18 protein-coding genes are annotated in these 19,681 nt (G+C 41.2%); 11 read left to right on the top strand and 7 right to left on the bottom strand.

What is annotated here, in order from left to right; translation table 11 throughout:
- Window positions 1-20: 20 nt before the first annotated feature.
- Both FTT88_RS09515 and nagZ read right to left on the bottom strand, forming a co-directional pair.
- The gene (locus FTT88_RS09515; RefSeq protein WP_180004546.1) at window positions 21-890 is read right to left on the bottom strand and encodes a class I SAM-dependent methyltransferase; all 870 of its coding nucleotides are present in this window, start codon (window positions 888-890) and stop codon (window positions 21-23) included.
- A 129-nt stretch (window positions 891-1,019) separates the two neighbouring features.
- On the bottom strand, window positions 1,020-2,042 hold the full coding sequence (gene nagZ / locus FTT88_RS09510; RefSeq protein ID WP_180004545.1) for a beta-N-acetylhexosaminidase: 1,023 nt from the start codon (window positions 2,040-2,042) through the stop codon (window positions 1,020-1,022).
- Between the two features lie 200 nt (window positions 2,043-2,242).
- On the opposite strand from nagZ, the gene FTT88_RS09505 reads away from it, so the two are divergent.
- From FTT88_RS09505 to FTT88_RS09475, 7 genes are all read left to right on the top strand, one after another.
- Window positions 2,243-4,453, top strand: a complete 2,211-nt coding sequence (locus tag FTT88_RS09505) for a carboxy terminal-processing peptidase (RefSeq protein WP_180004544.1) — start codon at window positions 2,243-2,245, stop codon at window positions 4,451-4,453.
- Window positions 4,454-4,889: 436 nt separating this feature from the next.
- Window positions 4,890-6,956 (top strand): EAL domain-containing protein, encoded by a 2,067-nt coding sequence (locus tag FTT88_RS09500; protein WP_180004543.1) that lies wholly within the window; start codon window positions 4,890-4,892, stop codon window positions 6,954-6,956.
- Window positions 6,957-7,196: 240 nt separating this feature from the next.
- Window positions 7,197-8,789: a peptide chain release factor 3 gene (locus FTT88_RS09495; RefSeq protein WP_078189646.1), complete on the top strand. Its 1,593-nt coding sequence runs from the start codon at window positions 7,197-7,199 to the stop codon at window positions 8,787-8,789.
- A 106-nt stretch (window positions 8,790-8,895) separates the two neighbouring features.
- Window positions 8,896-9,723 carry a hypothetical protein gene (locus FTT88_RS09490; protein WP_180004542.1) on the top strand — a complete coding sequence of 276 codons (828 nt, stop codon included), beginning with the start codon at window positions 8,896-8,898 and terminating at the stop codon, window positions 9,721-9,723.
- Window positions 9,724-9,797: 74 nt separating this feature from the next.
- The gene (locus FTT88_RS09485) at window positions 9,798-10,754 is read left to right on the top strand and encodes an RsiV family protein (protein WP_180004541.1); all 957 of its coding nucleotides are present in this window, start codon (window positions 9,798-9,800) and stop codon (window positions 10,752-10,754) included.
- Window positions 10,755-10,762: 8 nt separating this feature from the next.
- Window positions 10,763-11,584 (top strand): TatD family hydrolase, encoded by an 822-nt coding sequence (locus FTT88_RS09480; protein ID WP_180004540.1) that lies wholly within the window; start codon window positions 10,763-10,765, stop codon window positions 11,582-11,584.
- A 152-nt stretch (window positions 11,585-11,736) separates the two neighbouring features.
- Entirely contained in the window at window positions 11,737-12,543 is an 807-nt protein-coding gene (locus FTT88_RS09475; RefSeq protein ID WP_078189642.1) for an enoyl-ACP reductase, read from the top strand.
- A gap of 150 nt (window positions 12,544-12,693) precedes the next feature.
- Here FTT88_RS09475 and secB read toward each other — a convergent pair whose 3' ends face one another.
- The 4 genes from secB to rsgA form a co-directional block, all read right to left on the bottom strand.
- On the bottom strand, window positions 12,694-13,149 hold the full coding sequence (secB, locus tag FTT88_RS09470; RefSeq protein ID WP_078189641.1) for a protein-export chaperone SecB: 456 nt from the start codon (window positions 13,147-13,149) through the stop codon (window positions 12,694-12,696).
- A 40-nt stretch (window positions 13,150-13,189) separates the two neighbouring features.
- Window positions 13,190-13,444, bottom strand: coding sequence for a glutaredoxin 3 (gene grxC, locus FTT88_RS09465; RefSeq protein ID WP_078189640.1), 255 nt, complete (start codon window positions 13,442-13,444; stop codon window positions 13,190-13,192).
- Window positions 13,445-13,464: 20 nt separating this feature from the next.
- On the bottom strand, window positions 13,465-13,872 hold the full coding sequence (locus FTT88_RS09460; RefSeq protein ID WP_078189639.1) for a rhodanese-like domain-containing protein: 408 nt from the start codon (window positions 13,870-13,872) through the stop codon (window positions 13,465-13,467).
- Between the two features lie 93 nt (window positions 13,873-13,965).
- A complete protein-coding gene (gene rsgA, locus FTT88_RS09455) occupies window positions 13,966-15,024 on the bottom strand; it encodes a ribosome small subunit-dependent GTPase A (RefSeq protein WP_180004539.1) in 1,059 nt (352 codons plus the stop codon).
- Window positions 15,025-15,149: 125 nt separating this feature from the next.
- On the opposite strand from rsgA, the gene orn reads away from it, so the two are divergent.
- Window positions 15,150-15,707: an oligoribonuclease gene (gene orn, locus FTT88_RS09450; protein ID WP_067763591.1), complete on the top strand. Its 558-nt coding sequence runs from the start codon at window positions 15,150-15,152 to the stop codon at window positions 15,705-15,707.
- A gap of 56 nt (window positions 15,708-15,763) precedes the next feature.
- On the opposite strand, the gene FTT88_RS09445 is transcribed toward orn, so the two are convergent.
- Window positions 15,764-16,150 carry a GNAT family N-acetyltransferase gene (locus FTT88_RS09445; protein WP_180004538.1) on the bottom strand — a complete coding sequence of 129 codons (387 nt, stop codon included), beginning with the start codon at window positions 16,148-16,150 and terminating at the stop codon, window positions 15,764-15,766.
- 251 nt (window positions 16,151-16,401) lie between these two features.
- On the opposite strand from FTT88_RS09445, the gene FTT88_RS09440 reads away from it, so the two are divergent.
- The 3 genes from FTT88_RS09440 to FTT88_RS09430 all read left to right on the top strand — a co-directional run.
- Entirely contained in the window at window positions 16,402-17,172 is a 771-nt protein-coding gene (locus FTT88_RS09440; RefSeq protein ID WP_180004537.1) for a ThiF family adenylyltransferase, read from the top strand.
- Between the two features lie 115 nt (window positions 17,173-17,287).
- Window positions 17,288-19,102, top strand: a complete 1,815-nt coding sequence (locus FTT88_RS09435) for a tetratricopeptide repeat protein (protein ID WP_180004536.1) — start codon at window positions 17,288-17,290, stop codon at window positions 19,100-19,102.
- Between the two features lie 237 nt (window positions 19,103-19,339).
- Window positions 19,340-19,681, top strand: a 342-nt coding sequence (locus FTT88_RS09430; RefSeq protein WP_257233031.1) for a contractile injection system protein, VgrG/Pvc8 family, incomplete at its 3' end; no start/stop codon positions are given.

Genomic DNA, 19,681 nt, shown 5'->3' with positions numbered 1-19,681 from the left:
AACATATAAAAAACAGCGCGTTAGCGCTGTTTTTTTGTTTTGGCATGCACCATCCAAACTAAATCTCCACAGTGCTGCTCTGCATCGTGGAAGGGAATCACTTGTTCATGTTGCTGTTGTGGAAAGTATAAGGCCGGCTGAACGACGTCTACTTCTTCAAATCCTGTATGACTGAAGAACTGCTGTAATTCAGCAGGGGATTGAAAATGAAAAGTAAAAGCGCTGCGAGACATGACTTTAAGTAATTTACTACTGGCCCAAATAAAACGTGCTAAACGGTTTTTCACGGGTTCTGGATAGATGTCGGTCAGATAATGTAATTCCTGAAACGAGGCGCCATATTCGGTGATACCTTGCAATAATTTATTCAGCAGCGTTTGATCAAAATAATTAATCAGACCTTCGCTAATCACCACCAAAGGACGTTCAGGGTCAAAACTCTGAAAAATACGTTCAAAATCTTGAGTGAAAATGTCACCAGTTAAGACCTCAGGGGCATGCGGGTCAATCTGTTTGAGTGCCTGTGTTTTGATTTTTGCCATATCTGGCAAGTCGAGTTCACGATAGTCAATTTCAGGATGTTTGGTGCGAAAATTCCAACCGCGCGGGGAGAGGCCACAAGCAATTTCAAGGACTTGTAGCTGAGGGTGTTGGGCAATGAGTTGATCTAAATGTTGATCGATCATGGCATGACGCTGTTTGAGTGTCGAACGCATGCTGCTGCCCACATTCTTTTCTGCCCAGCTTTCTAAGGGGTGGACTAAACGTGCTAAAAATTTGCCTTTACGTGTGGCAAAAACGGGATGCGAAATCCCCATGCTGTACCAAATATAGCCGGTGTAATGGGCAGTAAAGGAAATGTGTCGATGTTCCGATAAACTTTGTGTCATGTCGTCCTGACCTAATGTTGTTTTTATTGGCAATTTTTGTATAGCGCCGAAGCACTTATTTTGACTTCATCATAAATCAAAAAGGAGCACCTTGTCGTGCCCCTTTTTATGATTTTAAAAGGTTGTGGATTAGCAATATTGATTTTTAAAATCCACGATACGGTTACGCACATTTTGCCAGTCCGCCCCGAGTTCAATGCTTTGCCCAATCTCAATTTGTGGAATTTTTCCGCGCATACGTTCTAGGCGTTCCTGATTTGGGAGGGCCAAGTTTTGAATGCCATCAAGCGCAATGCATGCAGATTCACGGTTATTACATACAAGGCCCATATCACAACCTGCATTTAATGCTGCTTGGATACGAGCATCTGCGCCGCCAGCGACACAAGCGGCTTGCATGCTTAAATCGTCTGAGAATAAAACGCCATCAAATTGGAGCTCTTGACGTAAGACTTTCTGAATCCAATACGGTGAAAATCCAGCAGGATTAGGATCGATATTTTCATAAATCACATGCGCAGGCATTAAGGCATCAAGCTGTGGTTGCAGTTGAATAAAGCTTTGCATGTCTTTTTGGTAGATTTCTTCATAACTACGATGGTCAATAGCAGCAGCGATATGTGAATCTGCTTTCACCGAGCCATGGCCTGGGAAATGCTTACCTGTAGATGCCATCCCCGCACGTTTCATACCTTTTAAGAAAGCACTTGCCAGTGGAATGATGTCTTGCATATTTTTGGCAAAACCACGGTCACCAATCACATCACTGACATCATTTAGGTCCAGCACTGGTGCAAAACTAAAATCGATGCCGACCGCAAGGACTTCAGCTGCCATCAACCAGCCACATTGTTCAGCCAGTTCAACAGCTTTTTCAGGTTCAGTTAAGTAAAGTTCTCCAAACTTACCCATAGCTGGTAGGAGTGTGAAGCCTTGTTTTAAGCGTTGTACACGACCACCTTCCTGATCGACGGCAATTAAAATATCAGGACGAATTTGACGCATATGGTCGGTCAGGGCACGAACTTGTTCAGGAGATTCAATGTTACGACCAAATAAAATCATGCCGCCAACTTGTGGTGCCTGTAATAGTTCAATATCTTCTTGGGTGAGTTCTGTGCCAGCAATGTCGAGCATTAATGCGCCAATCATATTCGGTGTCCGTGTTGGAATTTTTAAGGAAAAACAATACCTGAATTCTGCAATGATTTGCTACACTTTGTCAGCAGAGAATATGATAAAACTACACGACATAAACATATTAAGTTGTTTAAGATTTTGAATCTATTCAATTCAGGTCGAAAACCAACACGGTAATATTGGTCTTAATACCAAGGAAGTACAAATTATTTATGAAACTTCAAACATTAGCTTGTGCCGTTGCGATTGCGACAGGTGGATTCTTTTTCACTCATGTGGTGAATGACGCAATTGCTGCCAATAATACAGAAGCAGTGAGTGCGGGTACTATTCAACCCACTCAAGAACAAGCCTTGGTCTCACGTCAGCTTGCAACATTGGTAGACCGTCAACACTATTTAAATCAGCGTTTAGATTCCAATACCTCTAACCGTATTTTAGATTTTTATATTGATAGTTTAGACGCTGAACATACGTTGTTCTTGGCATCGGACATTGAAAATTATAAAAAACGTTATGGCTCAACTTTTGGCGCAAATCTCAAAGCGGGCAATTTAACAGGGCCGTATGCCATTCATGCGCAATATCGTGAGCGCTTAAAACAGTTCTACACCTATATGTTGGAAGAGCTGAAAAAGCCACAAAATTTAAATCAACCGAATAGCTACATCGAAACCGATCGTGAAAAAGCGCCATTCTTTAAGTCGACAGAAGAACAGCGTGCGCATTGGAATAAAATGTTGGTCTCTCAGCTGATCAATTTAACCATCAGCAAAGAAGAAGAGAAAGCCAAACAGAAAGCCTTAAAAGATGACCCAACACTGGCAAATGGTCAAGATTTAACTGGTCCGGAAGATTTAACACCTGAACAGACTTTAACCAAGCGTTATACGCGTCAGTTAGAGCGGATTAGTCGTTTAAAAAGCGATGATGTGCTTGATAAAACTCTGAATGCCATGATGTTGACGTATGATCCGCACAGTAACTATTTTCCGCCTGTAGATGCGATGGAATTGAACCGTCAAACCACGCTGCAATTGGAGGGGATTGGGGTGTCGATTCGTCCTGAACGTGGCAACGAAGACTACACCAAAATTGAAACGATCGTGGAAGGTGGTCCAGCCAGCAAATCAGGACAAGTCAAGTCGGGCGATCGCATCGTTGGTGTTGCTCAAGATGGCGACAAAATGGTGGACGTGATCGGCTGGCCGAGCAATGAAATTGTCGGACTGATTCGTGGTAAACGTGGCACCAAAGTGACTTTACGTTTATTGGGTGCTGGTGCGTCCATGAATCAAGCGCGAAATGTCACGATTGTACGTGATGTAATTCAAGAAGAAGATGCAGGCGTGCGTTCACGTACCGTTGAAATTGAACGTGATGGCAAAAAACATAAGTTTGGTGTGATTGAAATTCCATCGTTTTATTTAAATTATCGTGCACGTCGTGCGGGTACAGACTACCGTTCTGTGTCGGAAGATACCAATAAAGCCTTAAAAACATTAGATGCGCAAAATGTTGAAGGCATCATCATTGACTTGCGTAACAACCCAGGCGGCTCACTTGAAGAAGTGGCACGTATGCTTGGACAAGTGATTAAATCAGGTCCAGTGGTGCAAATCCGTGATGGTAATGGCAATGTCAGCGTGTTTGAAGATGATGATGGTGGCGCGCAAACTTATGCAGGCCCATTGGCGGTATTGATTAATTTGGCTTCGGCTTCTGCGAGTGAAATTTATTCTGCTGCGATTCAAGACTATGAGCGTGGTGTGGTGATTGGTAGCACCACAACGGGTAAAGGAACAGCGCAGGTACAACTTGACTCTTTAGCCTATGGTCAAGCAACCTTAACGCAACGTAAATTTTACCGCGTGACTGGCGGCAGTACCCAAAATAAAGGGGTCGTACCGGATATTAAGCTGGTTGATATTTACAATGAAGAGTTTGGTGAACGTAAAGCGAAAAATGCTTTACAGTGGGATACCATTCCTACAGCACCGTTTAAACGTGAAGGCTCGATCCAAGCCTATGTTCCCGATTTGATTAAGTCATCTCAGCAACGTGTCAGCATTGATCCGCAATTTAAATATTTAGAACAACGTACTGCGATTGCGAAAAAGACAGAAGAGCAAAAGCGTGTGGTGCTTGACTTAGCGAAGCGTAAAGCCGAGCTGTTGGCACTAGAGCAAAAGTCTTTGGATGCTGAAAATCAGCGTCGTAAAGTGGTGGGTCAAAAACCTTATGCCAACTGGGAAAGCTACCAAGCGTCTATGGATGCATTGGTGGAGGCACGTGCAAAAATGAAGGCAAACCAACGTCCAGCACTGCCTGAAGAAGAAGTCTTTGTGACGGAAGCAGCAAACGTGCTAATGGACTATGCCAAATTACAAGGCAAAACGCATACAACAACAGCCAAAAAGTAAGTAATTCATCCATAAATAACATTGAGATGATTGCTTGAGTTTTTGACAGAAAAGATGAATTTATCCATTGAGAAATAGCGAGCTACGGCTCGCTATTTTTTTGTGAGTAGGGCGGTGTTCGATTTAAATCTAGAAAGCAATCTATAAATGATTCTAACTTATTCATTTTATTATGGTTAGAAACTGTTCTAAAATAAAAACTACCTGATGCATTTTTTATCAAAAGTTTAAGTTTTAGTGAACTTCATCAAGCTTTCTTTTTTTAAATTAATCAGTTGCTTAAAATCTTGAAAGAAAGACTTGACCATTATCGTAGACTAATAGATTCTAAGGGAAAATAAGTAAGTAATTGAAAACGTAACAAGTTAAAGGGAAGAGATAGATTGGGTAATTCGGTTAAAGAAAGTGCCACGATAACCTAAGCGGAACGCTTGATATGACCCATATTCATTATGATTACAATCTGGTCGTTGGTTCAATCGTAGTTGCACTATTAAGTTGTTACTTAGCTGTTTCACTCGAACAAATGTTGTTCCGTGGAACGCGACCAAGATATGAAAATGTCATATTATTATTCAGCGGTGCAATTTTAGGTGCTGCGATTTGGTGCATGCATTTTGTAGGCATGATGGCCAGCCATTTGCCTTCAAATTATAGTTTTGATACCAGTCTGACCCTAACTTCCTATTTTATCGCCTTTGTCGCGTCCACTTTTGCCGTGTGGCTGACCACTCGTCCGACCTTACCTTTTCCGCGTTTAATTTTAGGCTCCGTGTTAATGGGACTTGGCATTTCCGGCATGCATTATACCGGCATGCTGAGTTTAGACGTTCAGGGTTATGAGCAACGATACGAACCTTTAATTGTTATCTGTTCAATTTTAGTTGCGATCTGTGGCTCGTGTTTGGCATTTTGGCTAACGTTTAAAAATAAATACTCGCCAAAACGTAACATCATGAATGCCTTTGTTGCGGTCATGCTGACTTTTAGCATTGTCGCTATGCATTATATTGGTATGGCAGCTGTTGATTTTGTACCGCTAAACTCGATGGATGTATTGGTTGCGGCTCAAATTAACCATAATTTATTGCTATTTATTGTCTTATTTGTCACCAGTTTATTGTTGATGGCGGCCTTTAGCGTTGCAGTACTTGAGCAACGTTTAGAACATCGCAGTTTGCAGTTGATGCGCGCAAATCGAGAACTAGCCAATCAAGCTGTACAGGATAATTTGACCCGTTTACCTAATCGACTATTTTTGGCTGAATATGCACATTTTCTATTTACAGAGCATCGCTTAAGACAAGATAAAATTGCTTTTATTTATATTGATATCGACCGTTTTAAAGCGGTCAATGATGTGTTTGGACACCATGTGGGTGATCAACTACTGATTCAAATTGCTACGCGTATTCACCGTTTAATTAATGATAAAGCCAAATTGCTACGAATCGGTGGGGATGAGTTTCTGATTGTACTTGAGTCGGCAAGCAATGATTCTGCCACAGCAATGTCTGAAAAAATATTGGAATTGATGCAAGAAAGCTTTTTGATTGCAGGTAAGGAAATTAACATTTCAGGCAGTATTGGTATTGCGATGTACCCTGAACATGGTGCGAACTTACAAGACCTACTGATCAATGCAGACACCGCAATGCTGAGTTCAAAGTATCAAGGGCGTAATACCTATTCATTTTTTAATTATACCGCCGACCAATTTGAAGAAAAAAGTCAGACGAAACTGATCAATGATTTGTATAAAGCGGTAGAAGAACAACAGTTTATCTTATTTTATCAGCCAAAATTTAATGCCGCTGATCGTGAAATTTGTGGAGTAGAGGCCTTAATTCGTTGGAATCATCCAACTCTAGGTATGTTGACGCCAAATAAGTTTATCAATGGTGCAGAAAAAACTGGACTGATTATTGCCATGGGCTATTGGGCGCTTGAAGAAGCCTGTAAGCAAATTCAGCACTGGGAAAAGCTGAATATGCCGTTGTATCCTATTGCGGTCAATTTATCAGCGATTCAGTTTGAACATAAACACTTATTTAGTACTTTAGAGTCGCTTTTTGCACGGTATGAAATCAACCCGTCACATTTAATTATTGAAATTACCGAGTCAACAGCGATGCATCATATCGATGCCAGTATCTTGACTTTTGAACATTTGAGAAAGATGGGAATTAAAGTTGCGATTGATGACTTTGGGACGGGACATTCAAGTTTCTTGTATTTAAAAGAACTGCCTGTAGATGAGCTGAAAATTGACCGTGAGTTTATCCGTAATTTGAGCGTCGGTTCTAAAGAAGAAATTATTTTAGAAAGTATTATTCACTTGGCAATTCGACTGGGTTTAACGGTCACTGCAGAAGGTGTAGAGACAGAACAACAAGCAGAAATTTTAAAACGTTTAGGTTGCCAACAGTTGCAGGGCTATTTGTTAGGAATGCCGATGCCAGTGGCACAGCTTGAAGAACGCATGAAAATGAAAGTTGAATAAAGTCCTCGTAGTCTGATCGCATTGCCAATGAGTGAGAAAAAAAGACAGAGAAATGCTTTATATCGTCGATAAAAACAGGTCGTCATCCAATGTAAAACATCAAGACACGCCACGCTAAGATTTTGACTCAACCCGATGTGGTTGATTATTTTTAATGGTCAATCTGATACAATATCGCCAATTTTCCATATTGATCAGATCTGATCTTTTGCACTGCGAGTTTTGCAGTAGGTGTCTTTCATGAGTTTTAAAGAAGAATTAGCGACACAGGTCGCTCAGCGACGTACTTTCGCTATTATTTCCCACCCCGATGCCGGTAAAACCACAATGACAGAAAAACTGTTGTTATGGGGACAGGCGATTCAGGTTGCAGGTATGGTAAAAAGCCGTAAATCTGATCGTGCGGCAACGTCTGACTGGATGGAAATGGAAAAAGAACGTGGGATTTCGATCACCACTTCGGTTATGCAGTTCCCGTTTAAAGACAAGATGATTAACTTGCTCGACACCCCAGGGCATGAAGACTTTTCTGAAGATACCTACCGTACATTAACTGCCGTTGACTCTGCACTTATGGTGATTGATGGTGCAAAAGGTGTCGAAGATCGTACGATCAAGTTGATGGAAGTGTGTCGTATGCGCGACACGCCGATTATTTCATTCGTCAACAAAATGGACCGTGAAATTCGTGAGCCATTAGAACTGCTTGATGAAATCGAAAACGTATTAAAAATTAAATGTGTTCCGATTACTTGGCCACTGGGTACAGGTCGTGACTTTGCCGGTGTATTTAACCTACTCGAAGAAAAATTCTACGTTTATAAGGCAGGTTTCGGTTCAACCATTACGGATATTGAAGTCCGTGATGGCTATGACTATGCAGATTTGCGTGAAAAAGTCGGCGATCTCGCTTGGGCAGCATTTGAAGAATCATTGGAATTGGTTCAAATGGCCAATGAACCTTTAGACCGTGATGAATTTTTGGCAGGCCGTCAAACGCCAGTCCTGTTTGGTACGGCACTCGGTAACTTTGGTGTAGACCATGTTTTGGATGCATTTAGTCAATATGCGCCTGAACCTAAAGCACATCCGACGCAAGACCGCAAAGTTGAAGCGACTGAAGAAGGCTTCACAGGTTTCGTCTTTAAAATTCAAGCCAATATGGATCCAAAACACCGTGACCGTATTGCATTCATGCGTATCTGTTCAGGTAAGTATGAAAAAGGCTTGAAAATGAAACATGTGCGTCTAGGTAAAGATGTACGTATTAGTGATGCTTTGACGTTCCTTGCCGGTGACCGTCAACATCTTGAAGAAGCATGGCCGGGTGACATTATCGGTTTGCATAACCATGGTACGATTCAGATCGGTGATACCTTCACTTCAGGTGAAGATTTACACTTTACCGGTATTCCTCACTTCGCACCTGAAATGTTCCGTCGCGTGCGTTTAAAAGATCCATTGAAGTCAAAACAGCTACAAAAAGGCTTAAAAGAACTTTCAGAAGAAGGTGCAACTCAGGTCTTTATGCCACAAAACAGTAATGACTTAATCGTGGGTGCTGTGGGTGTACTTCAGTTTGAAGTCGTGGCTTATCGTCTGAAAGAAGAATACAAAGTTGATTGTATTTACGAGCCTGTAAGCATCAATACCGTACGTTGGGTATCGTGTGATGACGAGAAAAAATTCAACGAATTTAAGAAAAAAGCACACGACCAATTGTCTGTCGATGGCGGTGGTCATTTAACTTATCTTGCACCAAGTCGTGTGAATTTACAGTTAATGCAAGAACGTTATCCGGATATCGTGTTCCGTAATACACGTGAACACTAAGTTATTCTTTTACAGAAATAAAACAGCTTCTTCGTGAAGCTGTTTTATTTTGTGGTAGAGTTTTTAAATCCATACATTACGCAATCATTTGGTCGTTTAGGACATCATGAAAATATTCAAGGATGCTACAGTTTTTGTACTTTTGGGGAGTGTTTTGCTGCTCAGTGCATGCGATTCAGGAAAAGAAAATAAAGCGACAAAGCCGGCCGATGATGGCGCTTCTGAAGCGACCGTAATCAATCCAGATGTTTTGCCCTATTTAAATATCCAAGAGCAAGCCGCAAAAATTGCCAAACCGTTTTGTGAAAATAAAAGTTGTATTGATTTAGAGATACAAACCATTCAAACCGTGGATACATGGTTGAATGGCTGGATTGAAAAGAATCAGGCCAGCGTCGTACAAGATCAGATTGCATTAAAGCAAAATATGAATCTCCAACAAGCTGTCGATGCGTATGTGAAAAAATCAGATGCTTGGCAAGCAGAGTTTAAAACCAATAAAGCCTATGAATTGGCGATGTACACACGAGTTCCATATCAACGGAATCAATATGTGTTGCTGCAAATCGGTGTCGATACCAAACAGGAAAATATCACGGTCAAAGAGCGTTATTATTTTTTTGTGGCAGACCGCCGTGCGAAAAAGAATCTTAAACCTTTAGATATTATTGATGCAAAGCAACAGCAAAATATGGATGCTATTGTGCAGCAAGCCTATAGCAAATGGTTAGATGAACAAGAGGTAGATGTCAAAAAATCGGCACCGAAAAAACTCTATTGGGGCCAAGCAGATTGGTTCTTTGATCAAGAAGGTGTCGGTTTGCATTACCGTACAGATGAAATTGTCAAAGATAGTACACAACTGGATATTTATCTCAGCAAAGCGCAAACACAACAAGTATTGAAAGCTGACGTTTATCAGCATATGTTCTAAACAACGAAAGTATTTAATTTGATGAGATATTTACCGAGATAAATATCAATTATTCGAAATGAAAGGTTGAAGCAATGGTGCAAAAAAATAAAATTTGGGCAAGCTCAATATTGGCAGTTTCTGTTGCATTCACGGCGTGTCAGCCACAACAAGCTGAACCTGAAAAAAAGCCGGATCAAGCCAAAACTGAACAGCCAGATTTGAGTGCAAAACTGATTGGTGATGCGGAAAAATTACAACTGAATTTACCTGAATGTGATGGCGGGGTCTGTCCTGAAATTTCAGTTGAACGCTTAAACAGTAATCAAGCCTTTATTGATGAATTTATTGATGCGAAAATCTTAAAACAGTTGGGAGAGATCCTGTCTGTTTCGCCTTTAGAAGATAAAACGCTGAGCAAAGACGCTCCCGCTGCAAGTGAAGTACCTGCAGCGTCTGAAGCAAAATCTGCTTTGGCAAAGGTTGAAACGCCCAAATTAAAATTGGAAAAAGCCACGCAGCCTTATATGCAAGCATTTTTAAATTTAGATAAAGAGTTGAAATCTTTAAGCGCCAATCAGCAAATCAGTTTGATGATTAAACCTAAAATATTGAATGCTGAAAAACCCTTGGCAACAGTGGTTTTAAATACCAGCTCATATTTAGGTGGGGCGCATGGTTCTTCTGCACAGCAATATTATAACTTCGATTTAAGCACTCAAAAATTGGTACAGCTCAATGACATATTGCTGCCCAATCAACGTACTAAACTTGAAAAGCTGGGCTATGAAGTCTTTAAAACTTGGGTGAAAGATGCCAAGTTGGCGGACAATGTTCAAGAATATGAACAGATTTGGAAATTTAAACTGTCTGAAAACTTTTATCTAAGTCAGCAAGGTCTAATTTTGCAATATGCCGAATATGAAATTGGGCCATATGTGGCGGGTTTACCACGTTTGACCATTCCGTATGATCAATTGCAAAGTATCTTGAAAAAGCAATATCTACCAGTAGTTGAAGCTGCTGAAGCCTCAGCCGTAAAAGTAAATTAATTAGTTCAATGACTTACTCACTGTTTGATACGCATACGCATTTTGATGTTCCTGATTTTGACGTTGATCGGGAACAGTTGGCGCATGCTGCCAAACAGGTGGGTGTCGATGCTTTGGTATTGATTGGTTTTGTGCAGTCACGTTTTCACGATTTGCTGCAAACCCAAGAGTTTTTAGATCGTTTATCCAATGCTCCCAAAAGCTATTTAGCCCCCGGCTTACATCCGTTTTATATTGAGCAACATCGTACAGAACATTTGTTCGATGTGGAACAGCTGCTAAAGCAGCATGATTGTGTCGCTATCGGTGAAATAGGTTTAGATACCTTTTTGAAACAGCATAAACAGCCCGAACTTTTTCAAAAGCAGCAGCAGTATTTTTCCGCACAACTTGAATTAGCACAGCAGTTTGATAAACCCATTTTGCTGCATATTCGCAAATCCCATGCGGAGGTGCTTTCGATGTTGAAAAAGCATCAATTTAAGCTCGGTGGTATCGCACATGCATTTAGTGGTGGTGTTGAAGAAGCGAAGGCATTTACCAAGCTAGGTTTTAAAATTGGTGTAACGGGGCAAATCACCAATCCCAATGCAAAAAAATTACATCAAGTGGTTCAGACTTTAGGGGCGGCACATTTGGTCTTAGAAACCGACTGTCCCGATATGACACCCTTATGTTGTCAGCATTCGACGGAAGGGCGTACTCGTAATACGCCGGTCAATTTGCCCTATGTATTGCTGGGTTTGGCTCAGAGCTTAAACCGTACTGAATCTGAGATTGCACAGATCTTATGGAGAAATTCATTACAAGCATTGCATTTGGACGCTTAAGCGGCCAATAAATATTGACGCTGCTTGATTGAATCAGGTTTTCTCCACATTGTTTATACAATGATGGTTTTCTAAAAAAAGGCGCATTATGCAATTTCTAAAATGCTTTAGACTTGGCATTATGCTGTTAAATTATTTTGAGTGAGTTTCACATGGCACAAGGACTATTGGCTGGCAAACGCTTTTTAATCGCGGGTATTGCAAGTAAGTTATCAATCGCATTTGGTATTGCGCAAGCTTTACATCGCGAAGGTGCAGAACTGGCTTTTACTTATCCAAACGAAAAATTAAAAAAACGTGTAGATGATTTTGCTGAACAATTTGGTTCAACTTTAGTTTTCCCATGTGATGTCGCAGTGGACGCTGAAATTGATACCGCTTTTGCTGAACTTGCTAAACATTGGGATGGTCTAGACGGTGTTGTGCATTCAATTGGTTTTGCACCGGCACATACTTTAGATGGCGATTTCACTGATATTACCGACCGTGAAGGTTTTAAAATTGCTCACGACATCAGCGCATATAGCTTTATTGCGATGGCTCGTGCGGCAAAACCTTTATTGGCTGCACGTCAAGGTTGCTTATTGACGCTGACTTACCAAGGTTCTGAACGCGTAATGCCAAACTATAACGTTATGGGTATGGCAAAAGCGTCACTAGAAGCAGGCGTACGTTATTTGGCAACAAGTCTTGGTGCTGAAGGTATTCGTGTCAATGCGATTTCAGCAGGTCCGATTCGTACCTTAGCGGCTTCAGGGATTAAATCTTTCCGTAAAATGTTAGACCTAAATGAAAAAGTCGCACCACTTAAACGCAATGTCACCATTGAAGATGTCGGTAATGCAGCATTGTTCCTTTGCTCGCCTTGGGCAAATGGTATTACAGGTGAAATTCTGTATGTTGATGCAGGCTTTAATACTGTAGGTATGAGCGCTGATCTAATGGCAGATGCTGAGTAATTTGCTCCTCCCTTTTTAAAAGGGAGGGGGGGAGGGATTTTGTTAAGTAGAAGTAAATCCCCCTCATTCCCCCTTTTAGTAAAGGGGGAAGCTAAAAGGTAATAAAAAAGACCGCTAAAAGCGGTCTTTTTTAGATTTAAAGATAAGCGATTAAGCTTGGCCTTCAGCAGCAGTTTGCGCACGTTGCAAATTCGCTTCGAATTCAGCATCGAAGTTAATTGGTGTAAGCAATAATTGTGGGAAGCTGCCTTTAGTCACCATATCGTTCACTGCTTCACGTAGGAATGGGAACAAGATATTTGGGCAGTAAGCACCAAGAATGTACGGAAGACGTTCTTCTTCAACGCTATCGATCAGGAAGATACCTGCTTGAGTAACGTCAACGATAAATGCAGTGTCACCCGCATTGTTTGCTTGAACGACAACTTTGAGTGAAACTTCGAAGTGTGTTGGATCAACTTTTTCTGCAGAAGAAGAAAGGTTGATATTTAGTTCAGGCTGCCATTCTTTAGTAAATACTTGAGCCCCAGGTACTTCGAAAGAAATATCTTTAGTATAAATACGCTCTAATGCCAATTGTGGTTGAGCTTGTTGTTCTTCACTCATTGTTTATTCCTTAATATGAGGTGACGATTTATGTTTAAAATTAAGATAGCATGCCGTCGAGTTTGCCTTCACGCTCTAAAGCATAAAGTTGGTCAAAACCGCCAATAAACTGATCATTAATAAAAATTTGAGGAACGGTACGGTGGTTGGTGCGTTGCATCAATTCAACACGTACTTCAGGCGCTTCATTTGATAAATTAATTTCTTTATAAGCCACGCCTTTACGCTCTAGGAGCTGTTTTGCACGAATGCAGTAAGGACATACAGTTGTTGAATAAATCGTAACTTCAGCCATGTTAATCTCCTAAGAAGCGCTTATTTGCTTTTAACTAAAGGTAAGCCTTGAGCTTTCCAGTTGCTAATGCCGCCATCTAGACGGTATGCATCAGCATGACCGACTTGTTGCAATGCAGAACCTGCCACTTGACCAAGGTTACATACAAAAACCAACGGACGATCAGAAGTTTTTAACTCTTCAATGTGTTTTGTAATTTGGCTATAGGGAATATTACGGCTACCGCTAATATGACCTTCGCGGAAGTCTTTCGCATCACGTAAGTCAATCAATTGAGCATTTTTAGCTTTAACTAAAATCCCTAAAGATTGAGGTGAAATTTTGCGACCATTACGCTGGCCTTCAAGAATAAAGAACAGCACGACCAATACAGCCAGCGTTCCAAATAAGAAGGGGTGATTCCCCATAAATTCGAACCAACGTTCCACAATTCACCTAACTACAATTTTAAATTGCCAAGAGTATAGCCCATAAATATGGTGATCAAAATCACCCCTTCAAGGGCATGAACAGAATAAAAATTAATTTTTTTGCTGCGCTTCCGTGATTTCGTCGATCAGACGTAAATAACTGTCTAATCGGCGCGGCAAAATTTCGCCATTTTGAGCCGCCATTCTAAGCGCACATTGCTTTTCATGTTTATGCGTACAGTTACGGAACTGACAATAACCCAAATGTGACTCGATCTCAGGGAAACCTTGCTGAACTTTTTCCAGTTCTAAGTGCCATAAACCAAATTCACGAATTCCAGGTGAATCAATCAATGCAGAACCTTCACCAAACGCAATTAAGCGCGTAGACGTGGTAGTGTGCTGACCGAGCGCGGAGTTTTCCGAAATAATATTGGTTTTTTGCGCAGCATCCGGAACAATGGCATTAATTAAAGTACTTTTACCAACCCCAGACTGACCTACAAATGCGACAGTTTCACCTGAAAGTCGAGCAGAAAGTGCGCTTAAGTCACCATCAGATTGGGTTTGCATGACCTCGTAGCCCAAGTCACGATATTCTTGTAATAGCGTTAAGATCGGGTCATTGTCTTTAAGCAAATCGGATTTATTTAAGACCAATAATGCTGGAATATCGGCATCTGCACAGGCCACCAAATAGCGATCTATCAGGCCTGGCGCTGGCTCAGGAAGCGGTGCAAATACAATCACAATCAGGCTGACATTGGCTGCGACAGGTTTCACTTTGTGATAACGGTCAGGGCGTGTCAGTAAAGATTGGCGTGGATGAATCGCGGTAATAATCCCCAAACCTGTGATCGGGTCAGCTTGCCATTTGACACGGTCACCCGTCACCAATAATTCGAGATTGGTACGGGTATGGCAGCGCCAAACACTGCCTAATTCGATGGGTTTCCAATGTGGTTCAGGTTCACCAGCTTGCACAATAGGTTTTTCAGGATGTTGGTCGGGTGTAGACAGCGCTTGAACTTCAAGTTGACGACCATAATGTTGGACGACCAAGCCTTCCAAATCTGCAGAAGTATCGATTTCTTCCTGACGAGATTTATGTTGCTTCTGAATGCGACGTTGCTGCTGTTCAGTCAGTCGGCGCTTACGAATTAAAGCCATTCATATCCTAAAAAACCATGAAAACTAGATGGCAAAAATAGCATGAAAGCAGGGTCTATTTACAGCGCAAGCCCAATAAATTTGCTACTATGTTCATTTTTACAGCCTAATAAGATTGCACATTTATGAGCAGCACACCTGATACACGCCTGATTTGGATTGACCTTGAAATGACAGGTCTAGATACAGATAACGACCAGATTATTGAAGTTGCAACAATTGTGACGGATGATAATTTAAATATTCTGGCGGAAGGGCCTGTGCTTGCGGTACATCAGTCTGACCGTGTGCTCAATGCGATGGATGAATGGAACACTCGCCAACATGGTCAATCAGGTCTGATCGAACGTGTACGTCGTAGTAAATTGACAGCACAAGATGCTGAACAGCAAACTTTAGAATTTTTGAAAAAATGGGTAAATCCAAAATCATCACCGATGTGCGGTAACTCAATTTGCCAAGATCGTCGTTTCTTGCATCGTTTAATGCCTGAAATGGAACAATACTTCCACTACCGTAATCTCGATGTATCATCAGTGAAAGAATTGGCGAAACGCTGGCGCCCAGAGATCATGGGTGGCTTGAAAAAGAATGCCTCACATTTAGCGATGGATGATATCCGTGACTCCATTGCAGAACTCAAATACTACCGTGAATATTTCTTTATTATGAATAAAGACTAAGGTTGTAAGATAGAAAAAGAGGCGAAAGCCTCTTTTTTTTATCCGAGATATTTTCTCTATCGTTGATAGACGTTGGCTTGATGAATCTCGAGAAAACTTGCAGGTTGAGCCAAATCAGTGAAGCCAAATTGGCGGTATAGACCATGTGCATCCGCCGTTGCAAGTAACATGCGTCTTAGATCTGCGGAGCCACATTTTTCAAATAAAGTACTCACAATCAATTTTGAATAGCCTTTGCCTCGATGCTCATCGGCGACATAAATATCGGCTAAATAAGCAAAAGTTGCATAATCCGTAATGGCACGACCAAAACCGATGAGTTCATCATCGAGAAGTAAGGCCACGGCCAAAGAGTTTTCAATCGCTTTTTTCACCACATGTTTCGGAATGTCTTTTGACCAATAGGTATGGCTTAAAAAGCGATGCACGGTGTCTAAATCCATTTCATTTTTGTCATCGGTGATTTTAAATTATTTGGCAGAGGATGGATGTCCATGGCAATACACACTTGAGCTTTTGATCTATGGTTATATTTTTAAAGCAGATCTCCGTTCGCTGTAAATGTTTATTTTGATGGATTTAGACCTGATGCGAATGCCGCTCTGTTGCGCTGTCTGCTGAATTGCGTTTTATCAAAGAAAAAAAGCAGTGAATTTGCTAAAATGGCGGCTGATTTAACTCTGCCTCCAAACCTATGACTGAACTGCTCCAAGATGATGAATATGACCGCCGTTTTGCTGGCGTAGCCAAAATATATAGTGATGAAAGTTTTCATCATTATGAAAAAAGTCATGTCATGGTGATCGGGATCGGTGGTGTAGGCTCATGGGCGGTAGAAGCTTTAGCGCGTACTGGTATTGGTGAGCTGACCTTGGTCGATATGGATGTAGTTGCTGCATCGAATATTAATCGACAATTGCCTGCCATGAGCACGACACTGGGACATGAAAAAATTGAAGTGATGGCAGAGCGCTGCCGTGCGATTAATCCCCGAATCAAAATAAATTTGATTGATGATTATCTCACACCCGAAAATGTCAAAGAAATTTTGGCAGGTGCTCCTGACCTAATTTTAGATTGCATTGATGATGTGAAGGCAAAATTTGCCTTAATGCTACATTGCCGTTTTAATAAAATTCCGTTGATCGTTTCGGGTGGAGCAGGGGGTAAACTTGATCCGCTGAAAATCCGAGTCGCAGATTTATCAAGAACAGAGCAAGACCCGATGTTAGCTAAATTGCGGACACAATTACGTGGCAAAGGCATTTGTAAAAAGCCGAAAGAAAAGTTTGGCATCACCTGTGTTTATTCAATTGATAATCCATTTTCCAGTGCTGATGTTTGTCCAAGTGCAGGCTTACGTTGTGGTGGATATGGTTCAGCAGTAGTCGTGACGTCCAGCTTTGCGATGGTGGCTGTGTCAGAGGTGCTCAAAAAACTTGATGCAAAACGAGCAAAAGCATGACAGCTATCTCATTTTGAAAAAAATAAAGCACCGAATTCGGTGCTTTTTTTGTATATAGAATTAAAATCAGACACAATGTTGGAATAATTAAAATATTGATTTTTTTGGGGCGAGTATGTGGTTTTTACTGATACTAATTTTGGGGATGGGAGCACTTGCGTTTTGGATGTGGAAAAGACCCGATCCAGTGAAACGCGATCAGGCTAAAGCGGTTGGGCATGACTTGTGGATAGACCAATTAGATGCGCAGCTGAAATTCGCAGAACGCTTAATGCTTGATGCACCAACCGACTATGCGCGTGCCTATGAGTTGTATCAAAATTTAGCCAAACAGCATGAAATTCCGCAGGCCTATGTCGCTATGGGGCAGATGCATTTACAAGGCTTAGGCCGAGAAGTCAGTGTGGAAAATGCGCTGGCTTTATTGGAAAAAGCCAATAGTTTAGGTAGCGATGATGCTGCATATGTGTTGGGGCAAGTTGAAGAAGGTATCTATGGCGGTGTGCCCAATATTGAAAAAGCGCAATACTGGTATCGACATGCGATTTCACGCGGTCATTTGGATGCACAATATCGACTCGCCGAACTAAACCCAGAAGATCAGACACATGCCGAGCAGCAACATTTAGATTTGTTGCAAAAAAATGCGGACAATGGACATGCCAATTCACAGTATCAATTGGCACAGTTCTATTTAAAACAAGCCACGCCAAATATTGCTCTGGGATTGGAATATTTACTGAAAGCCGCCCAACAAGACCATATGGCGGCTATTCAGCAATTGCAGCAGTTCTATGCTCAAGGAAAGTATCTTGCGCAAAATGATGAAAAGTCATTGCAATATTTAAAGCGAGGATTGCTACTCGGGCACCAGCAGCAGTTGTATGAATATTATCAAGCAGTATTGATGGGTAAAATCGACGTCGATCAGCGTCAGCGGGTTTATCATGACCTTTTGCAGCAGGCCAAAGAGCACAAAGTTGCGGCAGCCAGCCGATTATTAGGCATTGCACATTTTCATGGTTGGTATTTGGAGAAGCAGGAAACTTTAGGTTTTCGCTTTCTGACCGAAGCTGCTCAACTTAAAGATGCTGAAGCGATTAGTCTTATTGCCGCACTGTATTTTGAAAAGTATTTGGTTAGTGATGATCCGCAAAAAGCATTTGAGTTATATCAAACAGCGTATCAATTCAAACCATTATTCATTAACCAAGTCGGTTTGGCCCTATGCTGTCTACACGGCGTCGGTGTTGAGCGAAATATCAAGCAAGCGCAGCAACTTTTAGTTGAAGCGGCAAGACACTTAAATGATATGTCCATTACGTGTGTCGCGGATCAAAACTATGTGATTGGACGGTTTTATGCATTGCCAGAATATCCTTTAGCACATCGTGATCAGTGTCTGAGTTATCTGGAAAAAGCCGCAGAACAAGGTTCGCAGGATGCTGCTTGGTATCTCTACCGTTTAGCCGTGGACAATATCTTGCCTGATCTACAATTTGATGATGCTCAAACACAGCGGGCATTGTTGAAAGCGGCAAAATTAGGTCATTCTGATGCACTCACGCAACTGGGTGTGGTTAATTTAAAAGGACAATGGGGAACACAAGACTTCCAACAAGCATTGCAATATTTCTCGCAAGCGGCAGCATTGGGAAATGCGACTGCCTTGTACCAGCTCGGTGAAATGTCAGAACATGGTTTGGGTGTACAGCAAGATTTATCCCAAGCGCATAGCTATTATGTACAAGCGGCTCAAGGGATGAATGCTGCGGCATTAACGCGATTGGGTTATTTCTATATTCATGGCATGGGCGTAGAGCGTGATCTTAAAATTGCACAGCAATATTTGGAAAAAGCGGCTTTGCAAGGCTATGTTGAAGCACAAGAACAATTGGAGAATATTCACGCATTTTTAAATGCCAATTAATCGTGATGCAAAGCAGTAAGGTGGTATGAAGAGACCTGAAGTTTAGTTTGATGGTCTCTACATTTATTTTAATACAGAAATAAATAGAGTAAAAATAACATAAAGAATTGATGTGGAAATTTGAATTTTTACTTACATAAAACCCAAAAAAGCAGGCAAATTATGCCTAGAAAAATATGAGTTTTTTTGATTAAATACCCCGCATATTTTATAAAAATCTGATTTTAGATAATAACGATGCTGAACAATATATATTCTGCAATTGAAAAATTGGGCATTAGTCCACAAAAACGTGCTTTGCATATTCAATTTTCCAATACCACGCTGAATGAACAAGTATTCTTGCAACGTATTGATGGGGAACATGCCTTAAGTGAAGGTTTGAATGTTCAGCTCATCTGTCTCTCAACTTCTGCCACCTTAGAACTCAAACAATTTATTGGTACACAAGTCGCAATCGATCAGGTAACCGATGCGGGTCAACTTTTTCGTATTACCGGGATCATTACAGAAGCATTTCAAGGCCAAAGTGATGGTGCATTAACGCTATATAAGTTGACCTTAGAAGATGCAACGGCA

Origin of the sequence: Acinetobacter sp. YH01024 (assembly GCF_013420195.1) — a bacterium.
Taxonomy (GTDB): Bacteria; Pseudomonadota; Gammaproteobacteria; order Pseudomonadales; family Moraxellaceae; genus Acinetobacter; species Acinetobacter amyesii.
Note: the sequence above shows the minus strand (reverse complement) of the source record. Positions and strands in the feature narration are given on the sequence as shown.